This is a genomic window from Rhodovulum steppense, assembly GCF_004339675.1.
In the GTDB taxonomy this organism is placed as follows: domain Bacteria; phylum Pseudomonadota; class Alphaproteobacteria; order Rhodobacterales; family Rhodobacteraceae; genus Rhodovulum; species Rhodovulum steppense.
Map to the genome: position 1 here is coordinate 204,932 of NZ_SLVM01000001.1, position 16,001 is coordinate 220,932.

At 68.4% G+C, this 16,001-nt stretch carries 17 protein-coding genes and 2 riboswitches; of the genes, 5 read left to right on the forward strand and 12 right to left on the reverse strand.

Annotation, left to right across the window (positions count from 1 at the left end; genetic code table 11):
• Nucleotides 1–928: 928 nt before the first annotated feature.
• The 12 genes from EV216_RS18105 to EV216_RS01055 all read right to left on the reverse strand — a co-directional run bounded on the left by EV216_RS18105 (nt 929) and on the right by EV216_RS01055 (nt 12,388).
• Nucleotides 929–1,093, reverse strand: coding sequence for a hypothetical protein (locus tag EV216_RS18105; protein WP_165899104.1), 165 nt, complete (start codon nt 1,091–1,093; stop codon nt 929–931).
• Complete coding sequence (locus tag EV216_RS01005; RefSeq protein WP_132693186.1) at nt 1,083–2,231, reverse strand: AI-2E family transporter; 1,149 nt, start codon at nt 2,229–2,231, stop codon at nt 1,083–1,085. The genes EV216_RS18105 and EV216_RS01005 overlap by 11 nt, the downstream gene beginning before the upstream one ends.
• Nucleotides 2,232–2,372: 141 nt before the next feature.
• Nucleotides 2,373–3,821, reverse strand: a complete 1,449-nt coding sequence (locus EV216_RS18445) for a hypothetical protein (RefSeq protein WP_207893957.1) — start codon at nt 3,819–3,821, stop codon at nt 2,373–2,375.
• Between the two features lie 94 nt (nt 3,822–3,915).
• Complete coding sequence (locus tag EV216_RS01015; protein ID WP_132693187.1) at nt 3,916–4,998, reverse strand: Zn-dependent alcohol dehydrogenase; 1,083 nt, start codon at nt 4,996–4,998, stop codon at nt 3,916–3,918.
• A gap of 17 nt (nt 4,999–5,015) precedes the next feature.
• Nucleotides 5,016–6,236, reverse strand: a complete 1,221-nt coding sequence (locus tag EV216_RS01020; RefSeq protein WP_132693188.1) for a TCR/Tet family MFS transporter — start codon at nt 6,234–6,236, stop codon at nt 5,016–5,018.
• Between the two features lie 75 nt (nt 6,237–6,311).
• Nucleotides 6,312–7,142 (reverse strand): 3-oxoadipate:acetyl-CoA acetyltransferase, encoded by an 831-nt coding sequence (locus EV216_RS01025; protein ID WP_132693189.1) that lies wholly within the window; start codon nt 7,140–7,142, stop codon nt 6,312–6,314.
• Entirely contained in the window at nt 7,139–7,846 is a 708-nt protein-coding gene (locus tag EV216_RS01030) for an alpha/beta fold hydrolase (RefSeq protein ID WP_132693190.1), read from the reverse strand. Before EV216_RS01030 ends, EV216_RS01025 begins: the two co-directional genes overlap by 4 nt.
• Before the next feature lie 84 nt (nt 7,847–7,930).
• Nucleotides 7,931–8,719: a 3-oxoadipate enol-lactonase gene (gene pcaD, locus EV216_RS01035; protein WP_132693230.1), complete on the reverse strand. Its 789-nt coding sequence runs from the start codon at nt 8,717–8,719 to the stop codon at nt 7,931–7,933.
• 60 nt (nt 8,720–8,779) lie between these two features.
• Entirely contained in the window at nt 8,780–9,898 is a 1,119-nt protein-coding gene (locus EV216_RS01040; protein ID WP_132693191.1) for an endonuclease/exonuclease/phosphatase family protein, read from the reverse strand.
• On the reverse strand, nt 9,895–10,857 hold the full coding sequence (locus EV216_RS01045; protein ID WP_132693231.1) for a threonine ammonia-lyase: 963 nt from the start codon (nt 10,855–10,857) through the stop codon (nt 9,895–9,897). The genes EV216_RS01040 and EV216_RS01045 overlap by 4 nt, the downstream gene beginning before the upstream one ends.
• Before the next feature lie 8 nt (nt 10,858–10,865).
• Nucleotides 10,866–11,699: an alpha/beta fold hydrolase gene (locus EV216_RS01050; protein ID WP_132693192.1), complete on the reverse strand. Its 834-nt coding sequence runs from the start codon at nt 11,697–11,699 to the stop codon at nt 10,866–10,868.
• On the reverse strand, nt 11,699–12,388 hold the full coding sequence (locus EV216_RS01055; RefSeq protein ID WP_132693193.1) for a haloacid dehalogenase type II: 690 nt from the start codon (nt 12,386–12,388) through the stop codon (nt 11,699–11,701). Before EV216_RS01055 ends, EV216_RS01050 begins: the two co-directional genes overlap by 1 nt.
• A gap of 117 nt (nt 12,389–12,505) precedes the next feature.
• Here EV216_RS01055 and EV216_RS01060 point away from each other — a divergent pair, with 117 nt between their 5' ends.
• The 5 genes from EV216_RS01060 (at nt 12,506) to gcvH (ending at nt 15,990) form a co-directional block, all read left to right on the forward strand.
• Nucleotides 12,506–12,892, forward strand: a complete 387-nt coding sequence (locus EV216_RS01060) for a VOC family protein (RefSeq protein ID WP_132693194.1) — start codon at nt 12,506–12,508, stop codon at nt 12,890–12,892.
• Between the two features lie 123 nt (nt 12,893–13,015).
• Nucleotides 13,016–13,444 (forward strand): FKBP-type peptidyl-prolyl cis-trans isomerase, encoded by a 429-nt coding sequence (locus EV216_RS01065; protein WP_132693195.1) that lies wholly within the window; start codon nt 13,016–13,018, stop codon nt 13,442–13,444.
• Between the two features lie 63 nt (nt 13,445–13,507).
• Complete coding sequence (locus EV216_RS01070) at nt 13,508–14,101, forward strand: hypothetical protein (protein WP_132693196.1); 594 nt, start codon at nt 13,508–13,510, stop codon at nt 14,099–14,101.
• Nucleotides 14,102–14,240: 139 nt separating this feature from the next.
• Nucleotides 14,241–14,332, forward strand: a riboswitch (glycine riboswitch).
• Nucleotides 14,333–14,418, forward strand: a riboswitch (glycine riboswitch).
• A 72-nt stretch (nt 14,419–14,490) separates the two neighbouring features.
• Nucleotides 14,491–15,621, forward strand: coding sequence for a glycine cleavage system aminomethyltransferase GcvT (gcvT, locus tag EV216_RS01075; protein ID WP_132693197.1), 1,131 nt, complete (start codon nt 14,491–14,493; stop codon nt 15,619–15,621).
• Between the two features lie 9 nt (nt 15,622–15,630).
• The gene (gcvH, locus tag EV216_RS01080; protein WP_132693198.1) at nt 15,631–15,990 is read left to right on the forward strand and encodes a glycine cleavage system protein GcvH; all 360 of its coding nucleotides are present in this window, start codon (nt 15,631–15,633) and stop codon (nt 15,988–15,990) included.
• Nucleotides 15,991–16,001: the final 11 nt, after the last annotated feature.

A 16,001-nucleotide genomic window follows, 5' to 3' on the forward strand; every position in this document is an offset into this window, starting at 1 on the left:
TGCGCGATTACCTCGAAGAGATCCAGCGGCGTTTCGTTTCCGAGGCAGATGCGAAGAGGCACTGTATCGCACCCAAGCGTTCGAGGTCGCTTTGGATCTCATGCTCAATGCCAAATCCGAGACCGTCCGCGCCAGGATGGCGGAATTTCTCGCGGGTGACGGGAAGGCACCGCAGGTCGCGGTTCACGTCGACGCGCGGCAGGCTGGGGGGTATGAGTTCGTCCGTCCCGGTGAGTGCGTCGTCGAGATTGAGCCCGGCGCCGCAGACCGGAGGTTCAGACGCTCGTGTCGGTCTCATCTGCAGGTTCCGGCTTGTCATCGGGCAGCGCAAGAAAAGCAAACTGACGAGTTGCCCGGGAGAAACGTCGAGCCGCTCGATGGCGGCGCGGCATGGGCAGCAGAAGTTACCCGCGCCACTCCAGCAAGAGCCGCCACCGCCTCAAACGTGACGCCGACCAGATCCGAAATGCCGACGCCATCGGCCTGGCGACCGACGGTTGGGACCTTCCTCCGTTCCGATCACTTGGATTTCCGCTAACACCACGGCCATCTCGTAGTCGGTCTCATTCTTTCGTCCGCCGCGACGGGAGCAGTTCGCTGCGTCCTGCAGGCATGACGGCGCGGCTTCTGCACCGGCAGAAGGACCCGAATGACATCGCGTTGCGTGTCGACACCGTCGCTGATCTCCACCTATTCGGCCTTCGCGTTCCGCCTCTCTGGACAGATGGGGGCGAGCTTGATGTTCAACAGAATGTCCGGCAGCGGTTCGCTCAAACGCCTCTGCGCCTGAAAAGCTTCCTCAACACGTCGTTCAAGTCGTCCGAGGCGTGCTCAGTTGCCCCCTCTGCGACGCCAAGGTTGATCTGTTTGCGTTGCTCAAAAAAATTCGCGGTCAGCCGGTCCAAAGCTGCCGTAGAGTTCACGGGCATCAGCGCCAGCGGGTCTCGGTGGTCATGCGGCTTTCGGGTATGCCATTCCCTTTCGCCGGGTGCATGATGAAGGCGATCATGCCGTGCAGCGGATGCACTTGTCGACCTTGGTGCTTGATTGTCACGCGATGCCGACCGACGCCTGTCAGGCGTTCAGGCGGCATCGCGATGTTCGGGTTTGCGGGTCCCGGCATCGCCCATGTCGGCATCGGGCAGTCCCTCGCGCGAGAGCAGAACCGCGACCGGGCGCAGCCAGGCGATCTGCGAGCAGACGATCATTACCGAGACCATGATCGGCACGGCAAGGAACATGCCCGGCACGCCCCAGACCGCCGCCCAGAAGGCCAGCGAGGCGATGATCCCGAAGGAGGACAGCCGCAGCGTCTTGCCCAGAAGCAGCGGGTCGAGAACCTGCCCGACCACGAATTGCAGGATCCCCACGATGGCCAGCACGGCAAGCCCGGTCACGTTGTCCCCGGTCTGCACATAGGCCACCAGCGCGGTGGCCAGCGTGGCCACGATCGAGCCGATATTCGGGATGAAGTTCAGCACGAAGGTCAGCACGCCCATGGCCAGCGCCAGTTCCAGACCGAACAGGCGCATCACGGCATAGACCAGCGCACCGGTCACCAGGCTGACCAGCGTCTTGACCACGAGGTAGTGGTTCACGCGGTGCATGATCGAACCGATGATCCGCTCGACCCGCGCGGCACGCTCGGCATCGCCCATCAGGCTGGTGAGCTTGGTCGAGAACCACAGCCGTTCGAGAAACAGGAAGCCCACGAACAGCGTAACCAGGACCGCGCCGGAGGCGATGTTGCCCGCCTGACCGGCCATGGTCGTCAGCCAGGATCCCAGCCGGACGCCGCGCAGCCAGTTCAGCACGGCCTGTTCCACGTCCTCGCCCATCCAGCCGAACATCTCGGCCACCGCACGCTGGCCCGGTTCGGCATATTGCATGATGGTGGTGACCACCGTGTTCGCCTGGGTCAGGATGATCGCCGACAGCGAGATCAGCACCGTCGCGATCAGCAGCACCGCCAGCAGCGAGGCCAGCCATTCGGAGAACCTTGCCTCGCCGAAGCGCAGCCGCTTCATGTAGCCGATCGCGTCCGATGTCAGCGAGAACAGCATGATGGCGATGGCCAGAGAGATCAGCAGGAACTTGGCCTGCACCAGCAGGAACAGCACCACCGCGAAGGCGATGATGCCCAGGAACCAGACCTGAAGCCGCCGCAGGTCGTGTTTGGGCAACCCCGATTGCGGGGGCGGTTGCAGGTCGGGGTCGAAAGGAGCTTTCATTGCGCGCGATCCGTTGCGCCGCAGCGGGCGGCCATGGCTATCCCCCAACCTAGGGAAGGGCAGCCCGCGGAGCAAGTCATGGCCCCACCCGCATAGGGAAACCGGCGCCCGGGGGCGCCGGTCTGTCGTCTTTCGTGCGCCTCAGCCCCGGGCGCGCAGCCGCAGCGCGCCGAAACCCGCAAGCCCGGCCAGCAGCAGCGGCAGGCCCGCCGGCAGCGGCACCGGGGCGGGCGCGAGGGCGGCGGCGAATTCGGCCGTGCTCAGCCGGGTGCCATCGGCGAACAGCCAGTCCTGCCAGTTGCGGAAGCCGCCCGCCAGTTCGCCCTGCCCGGTCATCAGCCGCAGCATGTAGGTGTCGTCATCGACCGCCTCGAAGCCCAGCACGTCGGTCAGCATGTAGGACATGAGGCTGACGGTATTCTCGCCCGCGCCGCCGTCGAACAGCCCCGCGATCAGCAGGTCGGAGGTCAGCGTGCCGATGCCGAGCAGGTCGTCGCCCGCGCCGAACAGGACATCGCCGTAAAGACGGCTTTCGCCCATCAGCGTCAGTTGGCTGTCGCCCTGCGTCGGGGCAAGGCCGATGGCGATGCCGCCGCGCCCGACCATCGTGCCGGAATTGACGATCTCGACCGATTGGCGCGCCTGGCTGACATGGTCGTCGGGCAGGGTCGGGTCATAGGCGGCCGAAATGGCGCGCGCGCCTTCCATGTAGCCTTCGTTGACGATCCGCACCGACCCGGCGGGGCGCAGCGGGTCGCGGCTGTTGTCGAATTCGCCGTCGAGGTCGATGGCGGCCTTGTTGGGGTCGTCATCGGGCCCCAGCGACAGCAGGACACCGCCAGGGGCGTTGTAGACCTCGCCCTCGTCCAGGTCGATCGCGTCGTCGGTGCCGACGATGCGGCCGTAATTCTCGGCCCGGCCCGAGGCGAACTGCACGCCATCCTCGTCGGCCACGGTCTCGTCGATCTGGATCAGGCCGTGATTGATGATGGTGAAATCGTCGCGCGCCTCGACCACTTCCTCGCCGCCGTAAAGCGCGCCATTGTTGATGACGGTCGAGCCCTGGCCGCGGATCTGAAGCGCCCGGCCGTCGGTCGAACGGATCACGCCATCATTGATGACGGTCGTGCCCGGATAATCCTCGCCGCCGCGCACCGCCTGGCGGCGGGACTCGATCAGCGCGCCCTCGGCATTGATCACGGTCAGCCCGCCATCGCCGCCCCGGCTGTGGATGCCCCGGTCGCCGCCCGAGATCGTGCCATTGTTGATATAGGTCTGGTTCGTGCCGCGCACCTCGATCGCGTTGTTCGAATTGTTGTCCGCGGTATTCGGATTCTGGATCAGCCCGCCATTGGTCAGCGTGATATCGTCGCCGCCGAACCGGAAGGCAGGCGTCGCCGCGCCGGTCGAGGACACGGTTGCGCCGCTTTCGACATGAATGTTCAGACCAGCCTGATCCCAGCGCTGGTCAGTCGAGGTGGTGCCGTCCGCGCAGGTCAGCGTCAGGGCCGACAGCGTGCAGGCCTGGGCCGCGGGCGTCAGCGCGACAAGTCCAAGCGTGGCGGTGGTCAGGAACAGAATTCGGGTCATGTCAGGTCCTTCGAATTGTAAATGCCCGCGGGCTATCGTCCGCGCGTAACAGCAATTTGAAGGACAGGTGACAAACCGGGCCGAGGCCGGGATGTCAGAACAGGATCACGTTGCGCCGCGCCGCGCCGGTTTTCGTGTCGGCGATGGCCGCGTTGATCTCGTCCAGCCGCCAGCGCCCCGAGATCAGCTCGTCCAGCCGGATCCGGCCCTGGCGGTAAAGATCCACGATCCACGGGATGTCGCGGGCCAGCACCGTGTCGCCCATCATCGAGCCGCGCAGTTCCTGCCCCAGAAGGGCAATCGACATCGGTTCATAGCGCGCCGTCTGGCCGGAATGGGGCATGCCCAACATCACCAGCCGCCCGCCGGGGGCAAGGTAGCGCGGGGCGCTGTCATAGGCCGCGGGGCTGCCGACCGCGACCAGCACCGCGTCGGCGGCACGGCCCGCGATCTGGCGGGCCGCGCGCCAGGGCTTGTCGCCGGTGGCCAGAACGCCGTCGGTCGCGCCGAATTCCCGCGCGGCCTCCAGCTTGTCCGCGCGCATGTCGATGGCGATGATCCGGGCGGCGCCCGCCAGCCGCGCGCCCTGGATCGCATTCAGCCCCACGCCGCCCGCGCCGATCACCACCACGGTTTCGCCGGGCCGCACGCGGGCGGTATTGACCGCCGCGCCCAGCCCCGTGATGACCCCGCAGGAGATCAGCGAGGCCGCATCCAGCGCCATGTCGGCCGGGATCGGGGCAAGCTGGCTGTGATGGACCACCACCGCCTCGGCAAAGGCGCCGGTATCCAGCCCCTGATGCACGGGCTCGCCCGAAGCGGTGAAAAGCGGCGTGTCGCCATCGCCCGGTTTCGTGCGGCAGATCGTCGGGTGCCCCCCGGCGCAGGTGGGGCAGCGGCCGCAGGCGCGGATCAGCGTGACCAGCACCCTGTCGCCCGGCGCAACCCCCGTGACACCCGGCCCGATGGCGGCGACATGGCCCGCGGCCTCGTGCCCGTAGACGGCGGGCAGGCTCTGGTTCCAGGCGCCCTCGGCCATCGAGATGTCGGAATGGCAGATCGCGACCGCGCCCAGCGTGACCTCGACCTCGCCCGGCCCCGGCGGGCGCAGGTGCAGGGTCTCGATGGTCAGGGGGGCGCCGAAGGCGCGGCAGATGGCGGCTTTGATCGGGCGCATGGGCGTCTCCCTGGGGCTCAGGCGGGGGCGCGGCAGTCGCGTCGCGCGACGAAGACAAGGGCGCAGGCGATCATCAGGCTGGCCGCCAGCAGGAACGGCGCGCCGGGCAGGATCAGGGGCGCGCCCTCGCGGGTGAAGGCGGCGAAGATCTGCGTCATCGCGATGGGCGAGAGGATCATCGCGACCGAGCGGGTCGAGGAAATCGCCCCCTGCAACTCGCCCTGCTGGTTGTCCTGCGCGGCCCTGGACATCAGCCCCAGGATCGCGGGCGTGACCACCGCCCCCAGCGCCAGAAGCGGCGTCATCAGAAGGATCGCGGTCGAATTGTCGACAAGGCCGATGATGAGGAAGGCCAGGAAATTGTACGAAAGCCCGTACCAGACGGTGCCGCGTTCGCCCAGCACCCGCAGGATCACCCGGATCAGCCCGCCCTGCACCGCGGCGATGCCGATGCCGAACATCGCCAGCGAAATGCCGATCGTGCCGGTCGACCAGCCAAAGCGATACTGGGTGAAATAGGCCCAGATCGCGGGATAGATGAACATCGCGCATTCATAGAGGAAGAACAGCGTCAGCAGCGGCCGCACCCCGGGCAGCCGCCCCATCTCGCGGAAGGCGCCCAGCGGGTTCGCGCGGCGCCAGTCGAACGGGCGGCGGATGCGGTCGGTCACGGTTTCGGGCAGCACGAAATACCCGAAGATCAGGTTGGCCGTGGCCAGCCCGGCGGCGGCCCAGAACGGCGCGCGGGGGCCAAGTTCGCCCAGGAAACCGCCGATCAGCGGGCCAAGGACAAAGCCGATGCCGAAGGTCGCGCCCACCAGCCCGAAGCGCGCGGCCTTGCGTTCGGGGGGCGAGATATCGGCGATGAAGGCGCCCGCGGTCGCCTGCGTGGCGGCGGTGATCCCGCCCACGATGCGGGCCGCGAACAACAGCCAGATCGAGCCCGCCAGCGCCATCACCACATAATCCAGCGCCATCGTGGCGAGCGAGATCAGCAGGACCGGCCGCCGCCCGTAGCGGTCCGACAGGTTGCCGACCAGCGGGCCGCACAGGAACTGCATCACCGCGAACGAGGTGGCGAGGATGCCGCCCCAGATCGCGGCATCCGACAGGCCCACGCCCTCGATATCGCGGATCAGGTCGGGCATCACCGGCAGGATCAGCCCGATCCCGATGGCATCGAGGATCAGCGTGACCAGGATGAAGATGATCGGCAGGCGGGTCTTGGGCTGGCTCATGGGGCGCGCGTCCGGGCGTTGGATGACAAAGGCTTAGCCGTGAGGGCGCGCGCGGCAAAGCGTTTTGCGCGGGTCTCAGCCGGGCCGAAGACCCAGGATCGCGCGTGCCTCGGCCCAGGTGGCGACGGGGCGGTGGTATTTCTCGCAAAGCTCGACCGCCCGGCGCACCAGCGCGGCGTTCGAGGGGGCAAGCCGGTCGCGGTCCAGCCGCACATTGTCCTCGAGCCCCGTGCGGGTATGGCCACCGGCGGCGATGGACCATTCATTCACCTCGATCTGGTGCCGCCCGATGCCCGCGCCGCACCATTCGGCATCGGGGGCGAGCCGCTTCAGCGTCTCGATGTAGAAATCGAAACCGGGCCTGTCGGCGGGCATCGCGTTCTTCACGCCCATCACGAACTGGACGTAAAGCGGTCTGGCCAGTCGCCCGTCCCCGGTCATCTTCACGGCCTGGAAGATATGGGACAGGTCGAAAGCCTCGATTTCCGGCTTCACATCGTATTTGTGCATTTCCGAGGCCAGGAAATCGACCAAATCGGGCGGATTCTCGTAGACCCGTGTTGGAAAATTGTTGGAGCCGGCCGCCAGCGAGGCCATGTCGGGGCGCAGCGGCAGCATCCCGGCGCGCGCCGCGCCCGCGCCGGAGCGGCCGCCGGTGGACAATTGCACGATCATGCCGGGGCAATGCTTGTGGATGCCCTCCATCAGGCGGGCGAAACGCTCGGGGTCCGAGGTCGGCGTCTGGTCGTCGTTGCGGACATGGCAATGCGCGATGGCCGCGCCCGCCTCGAAGCTTTCGTGGATGCTTTCGACCTGTTCGGCGACGGTGATGGGAACCGCCGGGTTGTCCTCCTTGCGGGGGACGGATCCGGTGATGGCGACGCAGATGATGCAGGGTTTTGTCATGTCGTTTCGGCAATCCGGTTCAGAATGTCGGCCAGTCTGTCGGGCTGGGCGAAGAAGGGCGAGTGGCCGCACTCCATGTCATGGAGATGGGCGATTGGCCAGTCCCGGGTCATGTCGCGCTGGGCCTCGGGCGGGATGATGCGGTCGGCGGTGCAGCGGATGTAGTGGCATTCCAGACCGGGCGGCAGGGCGGCGGCCGGTTCGGTGCCAGGTGCGGTCGGCTGCGGGGTCAGGCGGGCGCGGGCATAATCCGCCGTGCCGGGCGGGCAGTCATGGTAGAAATAGGTGTCCAGCGTCTCGTCGCGGAAGGTCGAGGTCTTGCGGTCGGGGCTCAGCCGCATCGCCGCCATCAGGTTCGCGCAGCCATGGCGCGCCCTCAGATCGCGCGCGGACTCGCCCTCCCGCGGCGCCCATGCGGCCAGAAAGACGAGGGCCGCGATCCGCTCGGGCGCGGCGGCGGCCGCTGCGGTGATCGTGATGCCGCCCAGCGAATGGCCGACGAGGATCGTCGGGCCATCAAGCGCCGCCAGCACCGCGTCGCGACAGGCGGCCAGCGTCACGGACTCGGGCGGCGTCGGGTCCGACCCCGCCGACGGCAGGTCGAGCGCGCGTGCCCCGTGGCCCGCCGCGTGAAGCCGGGGCAGGATGTCACGCCAGCACCAGGCGCCGTGGTTCGAGCCGTGGACAAGCAGGAATTCTGCCATGATCAGGCCCAACAAGGGGTGTTTGACCCCTCGAAATGTTGGAAAAGTGAAAGTCTGGCGCAGGCCTGCGCGGCGTCGGAGCGGTCAGACATGGCCTGTCTCCTTGAGGAATGCGGTGAGGATCTCGGCATATTCGCCGGGTTTCTCGACGCAGGGCAGATGGCCCGCGCCGCGGATCAGCTGGAACCGCGAGCCCTTGATCAGCGCCGCCGTCTCGCGCACCAGATCGGGCGGCGTCGAGCCGTCCGCGCTGCCCGCGATGGCGAGGGTCGGCAGGCTCAGCCCCGAGGTCGGCGTGTAGAAATCCGTGCCCGAGATCGCCGCGCAGCAGCCCAGATAGCCCTCGACCGGCTGGCGTGTCAGCATGTGGCGCCAGAGCGCGCAATCGGGGCTTTCGCGGTAGGGGCGCGCGAACCAGCGCTCCATCGTGGCATCGGCCAGCGCCGCGATCCCGCCCGCGCGGATGGCCGCCATGCGCTCGGCCCAGATCGCGGGCGTGCCGATCTTGGCCGCGCTGTTCGACAGCACCAGCGCGCGCACCTGATCCAGCCGCTTGACCGCCAGCCCCTGCGCCACCATCCCGCCGATCGAGAGGCCGACGAAGACGCAGTCGGTCACGCCGAGAAACTCCAGCAGCCGCTCGGCATCGCGCACCAGCGCGCCCATGGAATAAGGCCCCGGCGGGCAGGCGGACAGACCGTGCCCGCGCATGTCGTAGCGGATCGCACGCAGGCCCGCGGGCAGCAGCGCCACCACCTCGTCCCAGATGCGCAGATCGGTGCCCAGCGCATTCGCGAAGACCACCGGCGCGCCGTCCGGGTCGCCATCCTCGCGGAAATGCAGGGCCACGTCGCCCAGATCGGCAATCCGCATCGGCACCTCCTGTCCTGTCCGGCCGCGGCGCAGCATGGCCCGCGCGCCGGGGGGCGTCAATCAGACCAGCCGGACATGCGCCATGATCTGGCCGTGATCCGAGGCGCGGATATTGCCCGGCGCCTCGGGATGGGTGCCGTCGGTGATGTGGTCGTTATAGACGCCGAAATGGGTCATCTCGCCGATGCGGCCGGGCCAGTCGGGGTGGAAATGGCGCGACAGGAGGATCGCGTCGAAGGATTCGAAGACGCCGCCGAAGGCGTTGGTATAGGCCATGTCGCGCAGGGATTTACGGATGAAGAGCCGCTCGGCCGAATGCAGTCGGACCCGTTCGACGGCTTCGGTTATCGCGGCCGCTTCGGCCTCGGAATAAAGGTCGTCCGCCGATTTCGCGTCGTGGCGGCGCAGCCAGGTGTAATCGGTGAAGGGCCGTTCGCCCGCGATGATCTGTTGCGTGGCCGATTGCGGGGTGGCGTTCAGATCCCCCAGCACCGCGACGGGGTTGCCGGCCTCAAGTTCGTCGACCACCAGCTTGCGCAGCACCCAGGCCTCGGCCATCCGGCGCAGCGAGGCGCGCAGGAGGCCCAGCGCCCGGCCCGGGGCGTCGTAATGCGACAGGTCCACCTCGGGCGAAAAGCGCGCGCCCCTGGGGCGGACGAATTCGCCCATGCGCGATCTGAGATGCAGGTTGAAGACGGTCAGCACTTGGCTACCGACGGGCACGCGCACCTTCAGGATCGGGCGCGTCAGCCGGTTCAGGACATACTGGCCCGCATCGCCGCCGCCCAGATGGTTGAACGGGATCTCCAGCGGCGGGTCGAGCCGCTGGATCGAGACCGGCTGCCCGGCAAAGCCGAAGCGCGACAGGATCGCCAGCCCCGGCCGCCGCTCGCCCGGTCCGGAATCGGCGAGGTTGGGGGCAAAGGCCAGATCGGCCTCGGCATAGGGGCGGCGATGGGGGGCGCGCGCATCGGCCTCGGCGATGACCTCGCGCAGGGCCTCGGGGTCGATGATTTCCTGGAACGCCAGAATGTCGGAATCCATGCGGTTCAACTGATCCGCCATCCAGTCCCGCTTGGCGGCGTAATCCTCTGGGGAATAACGCTCGAACCGCTGGTATTCCTGATCCGGCCCGATCAGGTTCTGGGCGTTGAATGTTGCGATTCTGAAAGTCGTCATTGCATCTCTCCGCTTTGGCGAAGCGCCATCCGGAAGGTTTCGGCCGCCACATTGCCGCCCGATCCGATCACGATCACCGCGTCGCCTGTCACCGCGTCGCCATGGAACAATGAGGCGGCCAGCGCGACCGCGCCGCCGGGTTCGAGCACGATCTTCAGATGCTCGAAGGCGGCGGCCATGGCGCGCAGGGCCTCGTCCTCGGTCACGACAAGTCCGGGGCCGCAGAGCCGCGCCATGATCGGGAAGGTGATCCGCCCCGGGCTGGGTGTCAGGATCGCGTCGCAAAGCGCGCCCGCGCGGGCGTCGTTCACCTCGATCCGGCCCGAGGCCAGGGACCGGGCGGTGTCGTCGAAGCCCTCGGGCTCCACGGGGCGGCCCCGTAGCCCCGGCGCGCGCGCCGCGAGCGCCAGCGCGACGCCCGCGGTCAGCCCGCCGCCGCCGCAGGGGATCAGCACATCGGCCTGCGTCACGCCTGCCGCGGCGGCCTGCGCGGCCAGTTCCAGCCCGGCCGTGCCCTGCCCCGCGATCACCTGCGGATCGTCGAAGGGCCGGATCAGCGTCAGCCCCCGCGCGTCCGCGATCCCGGCCGCAAGCGCCTCGCGGTCTTCGGTGGCGCGGTCATGCAGCACCACCTCGGCGCCCAGCGCGCGGGTGTTCGCGATCTTGGGAGCGGGCGCGTCGGCGGGCATCACGATCACCGCGGGCAGCCCGAACGCGGCCGCGGCGCGGGCCACGCCCTGCGCATGGTTGCCCGAGGACAGGGCGATCACGCCGCGCGCCCCCGCATCCAGCGCCGAGACCGCCGCCCAGCCGCCGCGCGCCTTGAAGCTGCCGACATGTTGCAGGCACTCGGCCTTGAGCAGCACGCGGCGCCCGGCGATCCGGTCCAGCCCGGGCGCGGATAGCAGCGGCGTTTCGCGCACATGGCCCGCAAGGCGTGCTGCCGCGGCCTCGATCATCGCGATGTTCACGCCACGGCCTTCAGGAAGGCGCGGATCGCGGCCAGGCTTTCGGGTTCGTCGAGGAAGGGCACATGGCCGCGATCCGCCACCTCGGCGAAGATCATGTCGGGGCGGCGGCGGCGCATCTCGGCCGCGGTCTCGGCGGACAGGATGTCGGAATTGGCCCCCCGGATCAGCGCGACCGGCAGGCCCGCGAGCGCATCGAACATCGGCCACAGATCGGGCAAGGCGTCGGTTGCGGATGCTTCGGACACCGCGTTGCGCAGCCGCGGGTCGTAGCGCAGCGCAAGTCCGTCGGGCGCCTCGTCCCAGACCCGCCTGGCATGTTCGCGCCAGGTCGCGCGCGAGACGCCGGGAAACCGGTCCTGCATCGTCGTCTCAAGCCGCTCTGCGGCCGCGTCGAAATCGGCAAGGCCGGGGCGTTTGCCGAGATAGCCCATGATATAGGCCAGCCCCCGGGGATCGACCAGCGGGCCGATATCGTTGAGACAGACGCCCAGCAGCCGGTCGCGATGGCCCATCGCCAGCACCATCGCGATCAGCCCGCCGCGCGAGGTGCCCAGGATCGCGGCCCTTTCAAGCCCGAGATGGTCGAGCAGCGCCAGCGCGTCCCGGCCCTCCCGGATCAGGTTGTAATTCATGAAGTCGGGATCATGGCCGGACCGGCCGCGCCCGCGCATGTCGAGGCGGATCACCCGGGCGCTGTCGGCGAAATGGTCCAGGACCGGCTCGAAATCATCCATGTTGCGCGTCAGGCCCGCAAGGCACAGCAGCGGCGTGCCCGCGCCCTGGTCGTCATAGGCCAGCATCAGCCCGTCATCGGCGGCGAAAAGCTGCATCATGCGCCCCTTGCCAATGCCGGGATGCCGGTCAGGTCGGGCAGGACATGGGCCGGTCGCCAGGGCATCCGGTCGACCGGGGCGCCCGTGCGGTTGACCCAGGCGGTCACGAAGCCGTAACCGGCACCGGCCGCGGCATCCCAGCCGTTGGAGGAGACGAAAAGCACCTGGTCCGGGGCCGTGCCGAACCGCTGGCCGACAAGGTCATAGACGGACGGGTGCGGCTTGAAGATGCCGACGCTCTCGACCGAGAGCACGTCGTCGAGCACCGCGCCGATCCCGGCCGAGGCCACCGCGCTGGCCAGCATGCCGGGCGCGCCGTTCGACAGGATGGCGGTGGCCTTGCCCGCCTGTTTCAGCGCGGTCAGCATGGCGGACACCTCGGGATAGGGCGACAGCGCGCGGTAGAGGTCGAGCAGGCGGGCGCGCAGCCTTGCATCGCCCTGCAGGCCGTGGGCCTCCATCGCCCAGTCCAGCCCGTCCTGCGTGACCTGCCAGAAATCGGCATGCGCCCCGGTGATGGCGCGCAGCCAGGTGTATTCGAGCTGCTTGCGCCGCCAGTCCTCGGCCAGCCGCACCCAGAGACCGGCGAGCCGTTCGCAGCCCGGCGCGCTGGCCGCTTCGCGCGCGGCGGCGGTCACGTCGAACAACGTGCCATAGGCATCGAAGATGCAGGTGGTGATGGCCATGGGGTCCTCCTCGGGGGCGAGACTGGCACAGAGCCGGGCGGGGGAAAAGGGTGCGGACGCGCCGCAGCGGGATGTCACGGGAATCGGGTAGGATGCTGCCACAGGAAGGAGACCGCGATGTCACAAGATCACGGCAAGGTCTGGTGGACCGAACTGATGACCCGCGACGTGCCCGGCGCACTGGCCTATTACAAGGCCGTCTGCGGCTGGTATTTCGAGCCGATGCCGATGGGCGCGGGCGTCTACCAGGTGGGCTTTCGCGCCGGGCAGCCGGTCGTGGGGGTCATGGATCTGGGCGATCTGCCCGGCATGGAGGACGTGCCGCCGCACTGGTTCAGCTATTTCGCGGTCTCCGACCTGCCCCGCGCGCTGGAGCAGACCCGCGCCCAGGGCGGCGGCGTGATCCGCGAGCCCTTTCGGATCGAGGGCGTGGGACAGATCGCCATCCTGCGCGATCCGACCGGAGCGGCGCTGGGATCGATGACGCCCGCGCGCATGGGCTGAGGCATCGCGGCGCTTTACATCGGGGAGGCGTCCCTTCAGGTTCGGGTCACGACCCGAGCACCCGTGCCGATCGCGCGGCCTCGGCAAACCCGTTCCCCCGACAGACAAGCGAAGGAGAGACCCATGACCGAGGTCAAACCGGGCGACAAGGTCCGCATCCATTACACCGGCACGCTGGCCGACGGCACCACCTTCGACTCGTCCGAAGGCCGCGACCCGCTGGAATTCACCGTGGGGTCGGGCGAGATCATTCCCGGGCTGGACACCGCGCTGCCGGGCATGCGCGCGGGGGACAGCAAGACGGTCGAGGTGCCCTGCGCCGAAGCCTATGGCGAACGCAATCCCGGTGCGCGCCAGGCGATCCCGCGCGCCCAGGTGCCCGCGGAAATCCCGCTGGAGATCGGCACCCGGCTGCAATTGCAGACGCCCGATGGACAGGTCGTGGCGGTGACCGTCGCCGAGGTGAGCGACGAGGCGGTGGTGCTTGACGCCAATCACCCGCTGGCGGGCGAGGATCTGACCTTCGAGATCGAGCTGGTCTCGATCGGCTGACCGGCCGCGGGGCTTGGCGCGCGGGACCCTTCGTGGTCAACTCGGCCGCAGGAGGCGCGCGCCATGTCCCAGACCGTCGATACCCTGCTGGCCCGGATCCGCGAATTGCAGCAGGGCCTTCAGGATGAACTGGAGGAGAAGCGGGCAGAGTTCCGTTACCGCCTGGTGGCCGGGCGTGCCCGCTTCGAGGAGGAGGTGCTGGCCCGCCACCGGGCGCTGCGGGTCAGCCTGCTGGGCTTTCTGGCCAGCCCGCGGCCGCTGTTCATCCTGACCGCGCCGGTGATCTATGCGCTGATCCTGCCGGTCGTGCTGCTGGACCTGTTCGTTGCGATCTATCAGGCGATCTGTTTCCCGGTCTATGGCATCGACAAGGTGCGCCGGGGCGATCATGTGGTGATCGACCGCCATCAGCTGGCCTATCTGAACGGGTTGCAGAAGCTGAACTGCATCTATTGCGGCTATGCCAACGGGGTGCTGGCGCTGGCCCGGGAGGTCGCGGCGCGGACCGAGCAATACTGGTGCCCGATCAAGCATGCCCGGCGGGTCGCCGATCCGCACGCGCTCTACGGCAATTTCACCGATTTCGGCGATGCCGAGGGGTTCCGGGCGCGGCAATCCGCGCTGAGGTCGGATCTGCGGCGGATCCGGGGGCGGTAGCGGGCGCGGAAAACGCGGGCCTTGCCGTCCGGATGCCTGGCCGTGGCGTTTGCGCCATGGGGCCGCAGGCGCAAATCGCGCGGCGCCCTTGGCGGCGGCGGGCTCTTGCCTGCAAGCGACGCTTCATCTAGCGTCCGCGTCATCCATCCCGGGAGAATCCGGCCCCCGTGGCCGGTGCCGAAGGAGCAACCGCCCCGGTAAACTCTCAGGCGCAAGGACCGCGGATGGGCACGGAAACTCTGGAGAGAGGCACGGGGGGTCGGCCCGGTGTCCGCCGAAGGGATAGCGATCTCAGGCGAAGGGACAGAGGGGGCATCGCAACGGACATCCCGCGGGGATGGCCGCAATCGGTGTCGGGATGCGTGCTGCATCCGGCGGAAAGGGGCGACATGTCGGAACTGAGGCGCACCGCGCTTTACGGTCTTCATCTGGAACTGGGCGCGAAGATGGTGCCCTTCGCGGGCTACGAGATGCCCGTGCAATACGCCCCCGGCGTGCTGAAGGAGCATCTGCATTGCCGCGCCGCGGCGGGGCTGTTCGATGTCGGCCATATGGGCCAGGTGATCCTGCGCGCGCCCTCGGGTCAGGCGGCGGATGCTGCCGCTGCGCTGGAACGGCTGGTGCCGGTCGATCTGCTGGGGCTTGCGCCGGGACGGCAGCGCTATGCGATGTTCACCGATGCGGCGGGCGGGATTCTGGACGACCTGATGGTGGCCAATCGCGGGGATCACCTGTTTCTTGTCGTGAATGCCGCCTGCAAGGGGGCCGATATCGCCCATCTGCGGGCGCATCTGGCCGGGGAATGTGCGGTCGAGGAGGTGGCCGACCGCGGCCTGCTGGCGCTTCAGGGGCCTGCGGCGACGTCGGTGATGGACGGGGTCGCCCCGGGGGCTGCGGCGATGCGCTTCATGGATGTGGCCACGCTGGACAGCGCGTTCGGCCCGCTCTGGCTGTCGCGGTCAGGCTATACCGGCGAGGACGGGTTCGAGATTTCGGTCGAGGGGGCAAAGTGCGAGGCGCTGGCGCGTGCGCTGCTGGCCCATGAAGCGGTCCAGCCCATCGGCCTTGGTGCGCGCGACAGCCTGCGGCTGGAGGCGGGGCTGTGCCTTTACGGCCATGATATCGACAGCACGACCTCGCCCGTCGAGGCGGGGCTGTCCTGGGCGATCCAGACCGCGCGGCGGGCAGGCGGGGCGCGCGAAGGCGGTTTTCCGGGTGCGGGCCGCATCCTGCGGGAACTGGCCGACGGCCCCGCGCGGCTGCGCATAGGCCTGCGCCCGCAGACCCGCGCGCCGATGCGCGAGGGCACGCCGCTTTTCGCGACCGAAGACGCCGCCGATCCGGTCGGCATCGTGACATCGGGCGGTTTCGGCCCGTCGATCGAGGCGCCGCTGGCGATGGGCTATCTGCCCGTTGATCTTGGCCACAAAGGGCGCACAGTCTGGGGCGAGGTGCGCGGCAGGCGGATGGCTGCCGATGTCGTCGCCCTGCCGTTCAGAGACCCGAACTACAAGCGTTGAGGAACCCCCATGTATTACACCGAAGAACATGAATGGCTGCGCGTCGAGGACGATCTGGTCGTCGTCGGCATCACCGAGCATGCCGCCGAGCAACTGGGCGACATCGTCTTTGTCGACCTGCCCGACGAGGGCAAGACCGTGTCCAAGGATGACGAGGTCGTGGTGATCGAGAGCGTCAAGGCGGCGTCCGACATCCTGGCGCCGCTGGATGGCGAGATCGTCGAGGTGAACACCGCGCTTTCCGACAATCCCGGCCTCGTCAATGACGATCCGCTGGGCGAGGCTTGGTTCTTCAAGATGAAGGTCGAGGATCTGTCGGCGCTCGACGATCTGATGGACGAAGCCGCCTACAAGAAATTCATCGGCTGACGGAACGCCCC

Coding starts and splice junctions, on each gene's coding strand:
- EV216_RS18445 (WP_207893957.1), bottom strand. CDS start 3,821: ATGACCCGAATTCTGTTCCTGACCACCGCCACGCTTGGACTTGTCGCG.
- pcaD (WP_132693230.1), bottom strand. CDS start 8,719: ATGCGGATTGCCGATCTGGGCGACGTGGCCCTGCATTTCCGCGAGGAT.
- EV216_RS01065 (WP_132693195.1), top strand. CDS start 13,016: ATGACCGAGGTCAAACCGGGCGACAAGGTCCGCATCCATTACACCGGC.
- EV216_RS01020 (WP_132693188.1), bottom strand. CDS start 6,236: ATGAGCCAGCCCAAGACCCGCCTGCCGATCATCTTCATCCTGGTCACG.
- EV216_RS01015 (WP_132693187.1), bottom strand. CDS start 4,998: ATGCGCCCGATCAAAGCCGCCATCTGCCGCGCCTTCGGCGCCCCCCTG.
- EV216_RS01050 (WP_132693192.1), bottom strand. CDS start 11,699: ATGCAGCTTTTCGCCGCCGATGACGGGCTGATGCTGGCCTATGACGAC.
- gcvH (WP_132693198.1), top strand. CDS start 15,631: ATGTATTACACCGAAGAACATGAATGGCTGCGCGTCGAGGACGATCTG.
- gcvT (WP_132693197.1), top strand. CDS start 14,491: ATGTCGGAACTGAGGCGCACCGCGCTTTACGGTCTTCATCTGGAACTG.
- EV216_RS01070 (WP_132693196.1), top strand. CDS start 13,508: ATGTCCCAGACCGTCGATACCCTGCTGGCCCGGATCCGCGAATTGCAG.
- EV216_RS01030 (WP_132693190.1), bottom strand. CDS start 7,846: ATGGCAGAATTCCTGCTTGTCCACGGCTCGAACCACGGCGCCTGGTGC.
- EV216_RS01005 (WP_132693186.1), bottom strand. CDS start 2,231: ATGAAAGCTCCTTTCGACCCCGACCTGCAACCGCCCCCGCAATCGGGG.
- EV216_RS01040 (WP_132693191.1), bottom strand. CDS start 9,898: ATGACGACTTTCAGAATCGCAACATTCAACGCCCAGAACCTGATCGGG.
- EV216_RS01055 (WP_132693193.1), bottom strand. CDS start 12,388: ATGGCCATCACCACCTGCATCTTCGATGCCTATGGCACGTTGTTCGAC.
- EV216_RS01025 (WP_132693189.1), bottom strand. CDS start 7,142: ATGACAAAACCCTGCATCATCTGCGTCGCCATCACCGGATCCGTCCCC.
- EV216_RS01045 (WP_132693231.1), bottom strand. CDS start 10,857: ATGATCGAGGCCGCGGCAGCACGCCTTGCGGGCCATGTGCGCGAAACG.
- EV216_RS18105 (WP_165899104.1), bottom strand. CDS start 1,093: ATGCCGCCTGAACGCCTGACAGGCGTCGGTCGGCATCGCGTGACAATC.
- EV216_RS01060 (WP_132693194.1), top strand. CDS start 12,506: ATGTCACAAGATCACGGCAAGGTCTGGTGGACCGAACTGATGACCCGC.